Origin of the sequence: Micromonospora tarapacensis (genome assembly GCF_019697375.1) — a bacterium.
Taxonomy (GTDB): Bacteria; Actinomycetota; Actinomycetes; order Mycobacteriales; family Micromonosporaceae; genus Micromonospora; species Micromonospora tarapacensis.
In genome coordinates this window covers 363,457-376,245 of the sequence record NZ_JAHCDI010000004.1, presented here as the reverse complement: position 1 = coordinate 376,245, position 12,789 = coordinate 363,457, and the positions used below count along the sequence as shown (strand labels likewise).

8 protein-coding genes and 1 pseudogene are annotated in these 12,789 nt (G+C 75.0%); 2 read left to right on the top strand and 7 right to left on the bottom strand.

Features of this window, described 5'->3' with window-relative positions; all coding sequences use genetic code 11:
• Positions 1-121: 121 nt before the first annotated feature.
• The 5 genes and pseudogenes from mptB (KIF24_RS07765) to KIF24_RS07745 form a co-directional block, all read right to left on the bottom strand.
• Complete coding sequence (gene mptB / locus KIF24_RS07765; protein ID WP_331461353.1) at positions 122-1,558, bottom strand: polyprenol phosphomannose-dependent alpha 1,6 mannosyltransferase MptB; 1,437 nt, start codon at positions 1,556-1,558, stop codon at positions 122-124.
• A 149-nt stretch (positions 1,559-1,707) separates the two neighbouring features.
• On the bottom strand, positions 1,708-3,117 hold the full coding sequence (mptB, locus tag KIF24_RS07760; RefSeq protein WP_221083452.1) for a polyprenol phosphomannose-dependent alpha 1,6 mannosyltransferase MptB: 1,410 nt from the start codon (positions 3,115-3,117) through the stop codon (positions 1,708-1,710).
• A gap of 107 nt (positions 3,118-3,224) precedes the next feature.
• Positions 3,225-4,763 carry a hypothetical protein gene (locus tag KIF24_RS07755; RefSeq protein ID WP_221083451.1) on the bottom strand — a complete coding sequence of 513 codons (1,539 nt, stop codon included), beginning with the start codon at positions 4,761-4,763 and terminating at the stop codon, positions 3,225-3,227.
• A 143-nt stretch (positions 4,764-4,906) separates the two neighbouring features.
• Positions 4,907-8,046 (bottom strand): annotated as a pseudogene (locus tag KIF24_RS07750) (bifunctional [glutamine synthetase] adenylyltransferase/[glutamine synthetase]-adenylyl-L-tyrosine phosphorylase).
• The gene (locus KIF24_RS07745; protein ID WP_221083450.1) at positions 8,046-8,816 is read right to left on the bottom strand and encodes a type 1 glutamine amidotransferase; all 771 of its coding nucleotides are present in this window, start codon (positions 8,814-8,816) and stop codon (positions 8,046-8,048) included. Before KIF24_RS07745 ends, KIF24_RS07750 begins: the two are co-directional and overlap by 1 nt.
• Before the next feature lie 135 nt (positions 8,817-8,951).
• Between KIF24_RS07745 and KIF24_RS07740 the strand changes: the two genes are divergently transcribed.
• Both KIF24_RS07740 and KIF24_RS07735 read left to right on the top strand, forming a co-directional pair.
• On the top strand, positions 8,952-9,827 hold the full coding sequence (locus KIF24_RS07740) for a S66 peptidase family protein (protein ID WP_221087240.1): 876 nt from the start codon (positions 8,952-8,954) through the stop codon (positions 9,825-9,827).
• Between the two features lie 173 nt (positions 9,828-10,000).
• A complete protein-coding gene (locus tag KIF24_RS07735; RefSeq protein ID WP_221083449.1) occupies positions 10,001-10,525 on the top strand; it encodes a hypothetical protein in 525 nt (174 codons plus the stop codon).
• Between the two features lie 133 nt (positions 10,526-10,658).
• Here KIF24_RS07735 and KIF24_RS07730 read toward each other — a convergent pair whose 3' ends face one another.
• Entirely contained in the window at positions 10,659-11,084 is a 426-nt protein-coding gene (locus tag KIF24_RS07730; RefSeq protein ID WP_221083448.1) for a DUF350 domain-containing protein, read from the bottom strand.
• Between the two features lie 103 nt (positions 11,085-11,187).
• Complete coding sequence (glnA, locus tag KIF24_RS07725; RefSeq protein WP_221083447.1) at positions 11,188-12,537, bottom strand: type I glutamate--ammonia ligase; 1,350 nt, start codon at positions 12,535-12,537, stop codon at positions 11,188-11,190.
• Positions 12,538-12,789: the final 252 nt, after the last annotated feature.

Genomic DNA, 12,789 nt, shown 5'->3' with positions numbered 1-12,789 from the left:
TGCAGGTGGCCGACACGCCGGGGTAGCAGCAGCTGAGCTGCCACAGATCGCGCAGCGCCCGCCGGAGTCGCTGGCCGGGATGGCGGAGCGCGTCCGAGGTGGCCGTCGGCCGGCCAGGTGGTCACGGCCGGTTCGGCGTCGTTGCACCGCCGGAGGACTGGGGGGAGCGCTGCGGCGGGTGGCGGAGGCGGGGCAGTGCCCAGACCGCCACGGCGACCATCAGCACGGTCATCGCCACCGCGCCGGGCGCCTTCACCAGCCGGGCCAGGTTGGTGCCGTCCGGCAACGCGAGGAAGGCCGCCACCGCGCAGGGCACCACGAACCAGGCGATCCGCGCGGCCGTCACCGCGAGCAGGGCCAGCGGCCAGGTCGCGTACCAGGGGTGGAACACCGGAGCCAGGGCGACGGTGAGCGACAACGCCAGCCCCGCGCCGAACAGCGCCACCCGGGTGCGGTCCGACTCCGCCGAGCCGTCCCTGTCGCGCAGCGCCGACCAGGCCCGCCACCACAGCAGCACCAGCAGGACGGCGAGCAGGATCAGCCCGGAGACGCGGGTCACCGGCACCGCGGCGGGTTGCCGGCCGAGCAGCTCACCGACGTAGTCGACGACCATGCCGGCGGCGGTCGGCGGCGAGGTCCACTGTTCGGTGTCGCCGCTGCGACCCAGCCCGCCGAGCCAGCCGAGCCCGAGACCGGACAGCAGCGAACTGCCCACCAGCCCGCCGAGCACCCCGGCGGCGAGCGTGCCACCGTCGCGCAGCAGCGCGGCTGGGGTGAGCCGACCGCGCACCGCGGCCAGCGCCGCGAACGGCAGCACCACCCCGGCTGTCGCCTTCACCGACACCGCCAGCCCGAGCAGCACCCCGGCCATCACCAGCGCGCCGGCCGTCGCACCGGGTGCGGCCGGTCGGGTCGCACGCTGGACCAGCAGCAGACCGCCCAGCAGCAGGCCGAGCATCACCGCGTCGTTGTGCGCGCCGGCCACCAGGTGCACGCCGACCAGCGGGCAGGCTAGCACCAGCCAGGCCGCCCGCCGGGGCGGTACCCCCGCCGCCCGGGCCAGGCCGGGCAGGCAGCACGCCGCCGCCAGCAGCCCCGCCACCGCCAGCACCCGCAGCAGCACCACCGTGCCGACCAGTCCGCCGCCGAGCAGCACGGCCAGCGCGGCGAGCAGCACGAAGAACGGGCCGTACGGGGCCGGGGTGTCCCGCCAGACCGGCGCGACCGCCGCCACCCAGGGGCAGCCGGCCGCGGCCACCCCGCTGGCGTACGGGTCGCCGCCGTCCGCGTACACCCAGCCTTGACAGGCGTACGAGTACACGTCCCGGCTGCCCAGCGGGGCGGTCACCAGCAGGGGCAGCGTCCACAGCCCGGCGGTGGCGTACGCCCAGCGGGTCGACGGCGCTCCGTCGCGCAGCACCCACCAGGCGCCCACCATGGCGGCGGTGCCGACCAGCCACAGCACCACGGTCAGCGCTCCGGCGCCGGAGTGCCAGACCCGGGTGGCGGTGGCGCCGGGCAGCGCACCACCGACGTACCCGGCAACCGCCAGCAGCACCGCTCCCCAGCCCGGCGTACCGGGCGACCCGCGAGCAGGTGGCCGCGGGCCGGGCGCCGGGGCGGGCCGGGCGCCGGGGCCGGCCGCGCGGGCTTGCCGGGCACCGGCCTCGGGACGGGCGCCGGGATCGGTCACCGGCGTACCTCTCCTCAGTCGACGGGAACCGGGCTGCGGGCCGCTCGGGCCGCTCGGGCCGACCGTACCAAGCGCACGGTCACCACGATCACCAACAGCGTCATCAGCGGCGCACCGGCCGTCTTGGTGTAGCGGGCCAGCCCCGTCCCGTCGGCCAACACCAGGAACGACGAGACGACCGTCACCACGCTGAACCACCAGGTGCGCCTGGCGGTGGCCGCGAGCAGGGCCAGCGGCCAGAACCAGTACCAGGGGTGGAAGAGCGGGGCCAGCGCCACCGTCGCGGTCAACGCCAGCGCGGCGTGCCACAGCGGGTCACGGGTGCGCGCCCGGAACCACAGCCACACCAGCACCCCCGCCAGCACCCCCACGGCGATGCCGCGGGTCACCGGCAGCGCGTCGATGTGCAGGCCGAACGGCAGCACCAGGTAGCCGACGGTCTGCCCGACGGCGGTCGGCGGCGACGTCCAGGCGATCACGTCGTTGCCGTGCGACAGTCCGGTGATCCAGCCGAAGTCCAGCCCGGCGGCGAACATCACGCCGAGCAGCGTGGCCACCGCCCCACCGACCACCGGCGTACCGTCGCGCAGCAGCGCGCGCAGGGAGAACCCGCCGGCTATCGCGGCGAGCGCCGCGAACGGGACCACCACCAGCACCGTCACCTTGATCCCGGCGGCCATGCCGAGCACCACCCCGCCGGCCAGCAGCGGCCAGGGCCGGCCCGGCCGGCTGACCACCACGGCCAACCCGGCCACCATCAGCCCGATCATCAGCGCGTCGTTGTGCACGCCGGAGACCAGATGCACCCCCACCAGCGGGCTGGCCAGGGCCAGCCAGAGCGCCCGGCCCACCGGCACACCGCAGCGACGGGCCAGCACCGGCAGGCAGGCCGCCGCCAGCGCCACGCCGGCCACCGCGATCACCCGGAACAGCGCGATGCTGCCGAGCAGCGAACCGGTCGCGGCGACCACCGCGCCGGAGAGCACCACGAACAGCGGACCGTACGGCGCCGGAGTGTCCCGCCAGATGTGCGACATCGTGTCCAACCAGGGACAGGGCAGAGTGGAGACGCCGTATTCGTACGGGCTGATGCCGGCCGAGAAGCTCGCCCCCTGACAGGAGTACGCGTACGCGTCCCGGCTGCCCAGCGGCGGCGTGAACACCAACGGCAGAATCCACAGCCCGGCGGTGACCAGGGCCCAGCGCGCCGACGGCACCCGGTCACGCAGCACCCACCAGGCGGCGGCCATGGCGGCGGTGCCGACCAGCCACAGCCCGAGGATCAGCGGCCCGTTCGGGCCCAACCAGATCTTGACCGGGTTGGGCCGCAGGTCTCCGTCGGGCAGGGCACCGCCGAGGAACGCGGCCACGGCGAGCATGATCGAACCGGCCAGTCCGGTCCAGCGCACGAGGTGATGGGACACGCCCGACATGCTGCCAGTACCGTGATCGCGGAACGGAGGTGGGCAGGCGCGGGTCGGCTCCGGACCGTGCGTTCGCGGCCACCAACCGGCCCCGGACGCACCGCTGGTCAGCGTTGGCAGTGGGCCACCGGATTCAGGCTGCTGGTGACCTGGAAGGTGCCCGGCGTCCGCACCCGGACCGTGGCCCAGTCGTCCGCGCCGGGACGCAGGCAGCCGTCTCCCTCGGCCAGCGACAGCCAGCGGGACCAGCGGACCCGGACGGTGACGTCGGCCGGCGCGTCGACCGTGAGGCGCACGCCCGCGTCGTCCGAGTCGACCAGCCGGGCCGGCGGGGAGACCAGTGGTTCCGGGTCCAGCACCTCGTAGAGGCGCCACTGTCCGGGTCGGCCGATCTCCCGCAGGTACGGCTGGCCGGCGAGGACGAGCGTCGCCTCGTCCCGCCCGTACCGGTCGAGCGCCGCGTCGGGCGCCACGGCCACGTAGCTGACGGCGTTGCGCCGTAGCCAGTCGCCATACCGTTCCGCGTCCAGCCCGTCGCCGTAGAACAGGGCGTTGCGCCCGACGTCGACCTGACGCTCCCACCCCCGCGCCAGCGGGGCGGCCTGCGCCACGTACACGCTCTCCCAGTGATCGCGCAGCGGCACCACCTCGATCCGACCCACCGGCGCCCGCTGGTCCAGTTCGTCGAGCAGCGGCCGGTAGAAGGCGTCGTCCGCCGGCGCCGCCCCGCGGCGGGCGATGTCGTTGGTCATCACCGGGGACTGCCACCAGAACAGCACGACGAGCAGCACGACCAGCCACCGCCGACGCAGCACGACATATGCCGCGATGACCGGCAGGGCGAAGAGCATCGGCAGGCGCAGGGCGTTCGAGCCGATCGGGCTGGGTAGGTGGTAGGCCGCCACCAGCAGCAGCGCGGTGAGTGCGGCGCCGATCCGCAGCGCCCGCACCGGTACGAGCGCGAGCACCACCACGGCCAGGGCAAGGTTGATCCGCAGCGACTCCGCGCCGAACGGCTGCCGGCCGCCGTTGCCGAAGAGCACCGCCATCGGGGCCACCGTCACCAGCGGCGCCAGGCAGAGGACCAGGGCGCCGCCGCCGGGCCGCCGCTCCCGCCAGATGTCGAGGACCAGCAGCGCGCCTCCGGCGAGGCCGGTGAAGAGGCCGGCGACCGGGCTGGCGGCCGTCGCGAGCACCGCCGCAACGCCGGCCGCCGGCAGCCACCACCAACCCGGTCCTCGCGACCTGGCCACCGCGCAGAGCGCGAGCAGGGCCCACATCAGCCCGACGGCGAAGGTGATCCGGCCGCTGGCCAGGTTCCCGACGAGGACGACCGCACCCAGCACGCTGCCGAGCAGCGGCCGACGGGCGTCCGTGACCGCCAGCAGCCAGGCCAGCGCCACGGCCGCGACGACCGCCGCCACCGCACCGACCGTGCGCACCCCCACGAGCCCACCGAGCGTCTGGGTGTAGAGGCTGTACCCGAACTGGTTGACGCCGCCGTACCAGGAGAAGTCCAGCGGGGCGAGGCCGTTGCGGTCGGCGAAACCCGCGCGCGCCACCTGCGCGGAGAGGTCGGTCCCCATCGGCGGTGCCAGCAGGAACGCGGTCGACAGCAGCAGCGACACCACCAGCGCACCGAGCACGGGGTATGCCGGCGCCGGCGCTCCGGCGGCTGGCGCAAGCCCGGCGCCACGCCCGTTCCGGCTGGCAGCGTGGGTCGATGTCGACACCGGGCAGTCCTACCACGCCGGGGGACGGGCCCGGGTGGCGGGTCGGGCCTCGTCGCCTACATACCCAGGACGCGTTCGGTGGCGGCGCGGGAGCGGCGGCCGGTGCGCAGGTACTCGTCGAGGAACTCGCCCGGGTCGTCGCGGCCGAGCAGCCGGACCACGCCGGCCAGTGCCACGCCGTGCCGGGGCAGTTGGTCGCCGGCGCGGCCCCGGACCAGCATCAGCGCGTTGCGTACCTGCGCGGCGAGCGTCCAGCCGGCCGTCATCGCCTCGGCGTCCGCCGGGTCGACCAGGCCCGCGTCGCGGGCGGCGGCGAGCGCGTCGACGGTACGCGTGCCGCGCAGCTCGGGGTGCGCCCCCGCGTGCCGCAGCTGGAGCAGCTGCACCGCCCACTCGACGTCGGCCAGGCCGCCGCGCCCCAGCTTGGTGTGGGTGGCCGGGTCGGCGCCCCGGGGCAGCCGCTCGGTCTCCACCCGCACCTTGATCCGGCGGATCTCGATGATCTGTTCCCGGGTCAGCCCGTCGGCCGGGTACCGGACCGGGTCGACCATCTGCTCGAACCGGGTGCCCAGGTCGGCGTCGCCGCAGACGCACCGGGCGCGTAGCAGCGCCTGCGCCTCCCACACCCGCGACCAGCGGGCGTAGTACTGCTGGTAGGCGGCGATGCTGCGGACCAGCGGCCCCTGCCGGCCCTCCGGGCGCAGGTCGGCGTCGACGCCGAGTGCCGGGTCGGGCGCCGGCATGCCCAGCAGCCGGCGCAGCTCCTCGGCGACGGCGTGGGCGGCGGCGCTGGCCGCGCTCTCGCTGGCGCCCTCCGGCGGCTCGTAGACGAAGAGCACGTCGGCGTCGGAGAGGTAGTTCGACTCGTACCCGCCGAGGCGGCCCACCCCGATCACCGCGAACCTCAGGCCGGGCATGGCCGGCACGGCGGCGCGGGCGGTGCGCAGCGCGGCGGCGAGGGTCGCGTCGGTGACCGCGGAGAGCGCGGTGCCGACCGCCGTGATGTCGACCAGGCCGGGCGCGGGTCTGGCGCTGTCGGCGCGGGACGGGGCGAGCGACCCGGCGCGGCTGAGCACGTCGGTGCAGGCCAGGCGGAGCAGTTCCCGGCGGCGCAGCGCCCGCACGGCGCGGATCGCCTGCACCGGGTCGCCGTGCCGGGCCGCGGCGGCGGCGAAGCCGTCGCAGAGCACCTCGCGTGGCCGTGGGCTCAGCTCGCTCTCCTCGGCCAGCAGCCGCAGCGCCTCCGGCTCCCGGCTCAGCAGGTCGGCGACGTACCGGGAGGAGGAGAGCACCCGGGCCAGCCGGCGGGCCACCGGCCCGGAGTCGCGCAGCAGCCGCAGATACCAGGGGGTGCTGCCGAGGGAGTCGGAGACCTGGCGGTAGTTGAGCAGCCCCCGGTCCGGCTCGGGGGCGTCGGCGAACTCGCTGAGCAGGACCGGCAGCAGGGTGCGTTGGATGGCGGCGGTGCGGCTCACCCCGCCGGTGAGGGCCTGCAGGTGACGCAGGGCCCCGGCCGGGTCGGCGAAGCCGAGGATCTCCAGGCGGTTGCGGGCCGCCTCCGGGGTCAGCCGCAGGCCGTCGGCCGGCACCCGGGCCACCGACTCCAGCAGCGGCCGGTAGAGCAGTTTGGCGTGCAGCCGGCGTACCTCGGTGGCGTGGGTGACCCACTCGGCGCGGAACCCCTCGACGGCGCTGCGCCCGGGGGCGGCCGTGTAGCCGAGGGAGGTCGCCAGCCAGCGCAGCGGCCCCGGCTCGGTCGGCACCGTGTGGGTCCGCCGCAGGCCCTGCAGTTGCAGTCGGTGCTCGATGCTGCGCAGGAAGCGGTAGCCGCGCAGCAGCGCCTCGCCGTCGGCCCGGCCGACGTAGCCGCCGGTGACCAGCGCCCGCAGGGCGGGGATGGTGCCGGGTGCGCGCAACGCCTCGTCGCCGCGGCCGTGCACCAGTTGCAGCAGCTGCACCGCGAACTCGATGTCGCGCAGCCCGCCGGGGCCGCGCTTGATCTCGCGTTCCTGCTCCTTCGGCGGGATGCTGTCGATGATCTTCCGGCGCATCGCCCGGACGTCCTCGACCGCCTCCGGGCGCTCGGCGGCCTGCCAGAGCAGCGGGGCCAGCGCGTCGATCCACTCCTGGCCGAGCGCCAGGTCACCGGCGGCCGGACGGGCCTTGAGCAGTGCCTGGAACTCCCAGGTGCGGGCCCAGCGCCGGTAGTAGGCCAGGTGGCTGGCCAGCGTCCGCACCAGCGGCCCCCGGTTGCCCTCGGGGCGCAGCGCCGCGTCGACCGGCCAGGCGACCAGCCCGCAGATGTGGATCAGCCGGGTGGCCACGGTGGTGGCGGTGGTCAGGTCGTCGTCCTCGGCAGCCACGAAGATCACGTCGACGTCGGAGACGTAGTTGAGTTCGCCGCCGCCGCACTTGCCCATCGCGACCACTGCCAGTCGCGGTTCCCGGGTGCCCTCGGGCAGCTCGGCGACGGCGATCGCGTACGCGGCGCAGAGGGTGGCGTCGGCCAACGCCGAGAGCGCGGCCATCGTCTGCTCCAGGCCACGACCGCCGGTCAGGTCGGCCGCCACGATCCGCAGCAGCGCCAGCCGGTACGCCCGGCGCAACACCACGACCGGGTTGCCCTCGCCGGTCAGGTCGAGCCGGCCGTCGGCGGTGGGCGCAAGGCCGTCCGGCTCGGTGCGCAGCACCGGCCACTGGCCGGGGTTGGCCACCAGGTGGTCGCCCAGCGCCGCGGAGGCGCCCAGCACGGCGATCAGCCGGCGGCGCAGCCCGGGTCGTCGTGCAGGGCGGCGAGGACCGTCGAGCCCGCGCCGATGCCGCCGGTGCCGCCACCGACCGCCGGCGCAGCCACCTCACCGCCACCGCCGCCCGCGCCGGCCGCCGTGACGCGACCCGGCCCGGCGCCGCGCTGCCGCACCTTCGCGCCCGTGCCGCCGTTCGTGCCCGCTGCCGTGCGCCGCTCGGCCTCGACCAGGCGGTGCAGCTGGCGCAGCGCCAGATCCGGGTCGGCGCCCCGGGACAGCGCGGTGAGCAGCTCCTGGGCCCGCTCGTCCGTGGGTTCCTGGGTCTGTGGCCGCCACAGGTCGAGGCCGTCCGGCCCGAGCAGGTCGGCGGCCCGGGCACCGGCGTGGTCGTCGGCCATCCCGAAGCCGTAGCGGGCGAGCCGGCCCGTGGCGCTGGTCTGCCGGCCCATCAGTGCCCGAGCAGCGGCAGGCTGCGGCGCGACCCGCTGTCGTCGTCCAGCTCGCCGAGGGCCAGCGCGGCGAACCGGGCGGCGAACGGCTGCCAGACCTCCTCGACGTCGGCCATCACCGCGTCGCAGGCGGAGACCACCAGCCGTGGGTCGTAGCCCAGCTCGGCGAGCAGCGCCGAGTCGGCCGCCCACTCGGCGATCATCGCGGTGTCGCACTCGATGTGGAACTGGAGGCCCCAGGCCCGGTCGCCGAGGCGGAACGCCTGGTGCGGGTAGCGGGTCGAGGCGGCCAGCAGGATGGCGCCGACCGGCAACTCGGTGATCTCGTCGGCGTGCCACTGGAGCACGTCGGGGATCAGCGGGACGAACCGGAAGAGCGGGTCGGCCCCGGCGGCGTCGCGCCGGCCGACCACGGCGGGGCCGGCCTCCGGCCCGGACGGGCTGCGCTCGACAGTGCCGGCGTGGGCGGTGGCGAGCAGTTGCGCGCCGAGACAGACAGCCAGGGTCGGCACCCGGTGCCGGACCGCCTTGCGCAGCAGCCCCTCCACCGCCGGGAACCAGGATGCCCCCGGCGCCCCGTCGGGCCGCGGGTATGCCTGCTGGTCGCCGCCGAGCACCACCAGGGCGGCGTACCCGTCGAGGTCGGCGGGGAGCGCCTCACCCGCGTGCGGGCGGACCACCGACAGCTCCAACCCGGCCTCGGTCAGCCACTCCCCCAGCCGGCGTGCGTCGTCGGTCGGGTCGTTCTCGATCACCAACGCAGTTGCCACGCCGTCGAGGCTATCCGGTCTCGCCGCCGGGGGCGGCGCGCGGGACTAGGCTCTGCCGCTGTGTCCGCACCCACCGCACCCACCGCGCCCGACGACGTCGTACGCCCGCCGGCGTTGCGCCCCGGCGACACGGTGATGCTGGTGTCGCCGTCGGGGCCGACCCGACCCGAGCGGGTGGCCCGGGGCGTCGAGCTGCTCACCGGCTGGGGCCTGCGGCCGGTCCTCGCGCCCAACGCGTACGCCCGGCAGGGTTATCTTGCCGGCTCGGACGCGCTGCGGGCGGCCGACCTGAACACGGCCTTCGCCGACCCGCGGGTGCGCGGGGTGATCTGCACCCGCGGCGGTTACGGGGCGCAGCGGGTGGTGGACGCGATCGACATGGCCGTGGTCCGCCGCGACCCGAAGGTGGTGGCCGGTTTCTCCGACATCACCGCGCTGCAACTGGCGCTGTGGCGGGGTGCCCGCCTGGCCGGGGTGCACGGGCCCGGTGCGGCCTGGCGGGACGAGCGGACCCCGCTGGCCTCGGCGGAGTCCCTGCACGCGGCGCTGACCACCACCGAGCCGGTGACCGTGCGCGCCGTCGAGGGCGAGGAGACCTTCGGCGTACGCGTCGCGGGGCGGGCCGCCGGCCGGCTGCTGGGCGGCAACCTCTGCCTGGTGGTGGCCTCGCTGGGCACCCCGGACATGCCCGACCTGACCGGGGCGGTGCTGCTGCTGGAGGACGTGCAGGAGCCGCCGTACAAGGTCGACCGGATGCTCACCCAGCTGCGCCGCGCCGGTGCGCTGGACGGCCTGGCCGCCGTGGCGGTGGGGCAGTTCACCGACTGCGCCGACGGCTGGGACACCGGGGTGGCCGACGTGCTCGCCGAGCGTCTCGGCGACCTGGGCGTGCCGGTGCTGGGTGGCCTGCCGATCGGCCACGGTCCCGGTCAGCTCAGCGTCCCGGTCGGCACCGTGGCCACCCTCGACGCCGACGCCGGGATCCTGACGGCCGCCCCCGCCGTCCGTTGACCCGCCGGCGGCCCGCGGCTCACCACCGTCGCGCCCCCGACCGGCCGGGACGGCCGGTTCAGCCAACTCGGCGGTGGGATTGCCAGCCCGTTGACAGTTTCGCCATGGTTCTCGCCCAGCCGGAGCAGTCACTGTCGGTGACGTCATCGCATCACCGACGAGTTGGAGGACCGATGTCCCGCACGATTTCGAAGAAGCACCTGCTGGCCGGCCTGGCCGCGGCGGGTGTGCTCGGCGTGGGGATCGCCGCTCCCACCGTGGCGCTCGCCGACGACAGGGCCACCCCGAGCGCCAGCGCCAGCGCGACGGACCAGCGGCAGGACGACCCGCGACCGGAGCGCGGGCAGCAGCGGCAGGCATTCGCCGAGGCGCTGGCCGAGGAGCTGGGCGTGCCCACCGAGCAGGTGACCGAGGCGCTGGAGAAGCTCCGCGAGCAGCACCAGCCGCAGGGCCGCCCGGACGGCGGCGCGGGCCACCGTGGCCGCGGCGGCGCCGAGGGTGGCACCGGCGACCGCAGGCCGGGCGCCTCCGCCGAGGAGCGCAAGGAGGCGCTGGCCGAGCGGCTCGCGCAGGCGGTCGAGGACGGCAAGCTCACCCAGGAGCAGGCCGACGCCATCACCGCCGCGGCGGAGGCCGGTGTCCTCGGCGGTCCGGGCGGCTGGGGTGGTCGCGCTCAGGGCGACACCGCCGGCAAGTGACGCCGCGCCGTACCGCCGCGGCAGGCTGACGGCCCGGCGTGATGTCACCCGGGCGGGTCTCCGCCCGGGTGACATCAGTCGCCGCCGGATGCCACCAGCCTCGCGGTGGTCGTGCGGCCCACCGGTGGCCGGATCAGGCGATGCAGGCGCAGACGATCAGCGCGGCACCGAAGTGGCTGGCGGCGCTGACCCGGGCCACCGGGTGCGGCTCCTCGGAGCAGACGACCTCACCGAGCTTGCCCGGGGTGATCAGGTCCAGCACGAAGAAGGCCAGCGCCATGATGGCCAGACCCACCAGCCCGAAGATCACCGTCGAGGCCAGCCCCTTGGCGAAGTCGCTGTAGCTGGTCAGGATCGCGGTGAACACGATCCCGGCGACGCCGAGCTGGTTGGCGGCGAGCAACAGGCCGGCGTTCGAGTTGCGGCGTACCCAGATCAAGTCCCGCAACTTGCCGGGGGTGAGCAGGTCGACCAGCACGAAGCCGGCCGCCATCAGCCCGACCCCGACGACCCCGTACACGACACTCTGCCAGGCACCGCTGAGCAGATCCTCCAGCACCGACTGCCTCCCCGGGAAGTCTCCGGCCGGCGGGGCGCCGGCACGGTGATCGAGACGATATCGGCAACGCGCAACGTCGGGCGGCCCGGTCGAGCAGCGGCGGCTACAGCGACAGGTAGCGCTGGCGCTCGTACGGGGTGACCTCGCGGCGGTACTGCTCCCACTCGGCGCGCTTGTTGCGCAGGAAGAAGTCGAAGACATGCTCGCCGAGCACCTCGGCGACCAGTTCCGAACCGGCCATCACGTCGATCGCCTCGGCGAGGTTCTCCGGCAGCGGTTCGTACCCCATCGCCCGCCGTTCGGCGCTGGTCAGCGCCCACACGTCGTCCTCGGCGCCGGGTGGCAGCTCGTACCCCTCCTCGATGCCCTTCATCCCGGCACCGAGCAGCACCGCGAAGGCGAGGTACGGGTTGGCGGCCGAGTCGGGCGAACGGACCTCCACCCGGGCCGAGTTCGGCTTGCCGTACGCCGGGACGCGGACCAGCGCGGAGCGGTTCAGGTGACCCCAGCAGACGTACGCGGGACTCTCGGTCACCCGGTCCGGCAGGGCCTGCGGGAAGAGCCGCTTGTACGAGTTCACCCACTGGTTGGTGACCGCCGTGTACTCCCGGGCGTGGGCCAGCAGGCCGGCGATGAACGCCCGCGCCACCTTGGAGATCTTCATCGGGTCACCGGCGTCGTGGAACGCGTTGCGTTCCCCCTCGAACAGCGACAGGTGGGTGTGCATCCCGCTGCCCGGCTGGTCGGTGAAGGGCTTGGGCATGAAGGTGGCCTGCACCCCGGTGGAGAGCGCCACCTCCTTGACCACGTGCCGGAAGGTCATGATGTTGTCGGCGGTGGTCAGCGCGTCGGCGTAGCGCAGGTCGATCTCCTGCTGGCCGGGGGCGACCTCGTGGTGGCTGAACTCGACCGAGATGCCGATCCGCTCCAGCGACAGCACCGCCTGGCGGCGGAAGTCCCGCGCCACCGCGTGGGTGGTGTGCTCGAAGTAGCCGCCGGTGTCCACCGGCACGGGCACCGTGCCGTCCAGCGGCCCGTTCTCCAGCAGGAAGAACTCGATCTCGGGGTGGGTGTAGAAGGTGAAACCCTTCTCCGCGGCCCGGGACAGCGCCCGGCGCAGCACGTGCCGCGGGTCGGCCCAGGAAGGACCGCCGTCCGGGAGCAGGATGTCGCAGAACATCCGGGCACTCTCGCCACTGACCCCACCCTCGAAGGGGAAGACCTGGAAGGTGGTCGGGTCGGGCATGGCGACCATGTCCGACTCGAAGACCCGGGCGAAGCCCTCGATCGCCGAACCGTCGAAGCCGATACCCTCCTCGAAGGCGGCCTCCAGCTCGGCCGGGGCGACGGAGACGCTCTTGAGCGTGCCGAGCACATCGGTGAACCACAGCCGGACGAAGCGGATGTCCCGCTCTTCCAGCGTACGGAGGACGAACTCCTGCTGACGGTCCACTTCCCCAACCTTCCGCGACACTCTTGTCCGCCTTCGACCGGGCTTCACCCGACCTGACCGACCAGTCTCCACCGACCCGATTACGCAGACGTTAACCGAACCGCCGCCGTCGCGTCCCGTCCAGTCCCGACCGGCGGTCTCCCGCTCCCGACCGGCGGTCCGGCAGCCCCGGTCCCGCCCCGGCAGCCCCCGCCCCGGCCCGGCGCTGTCGGCCGCCCACGTGTCGACCCCGCGCCGCTCGGGCAAGATGAG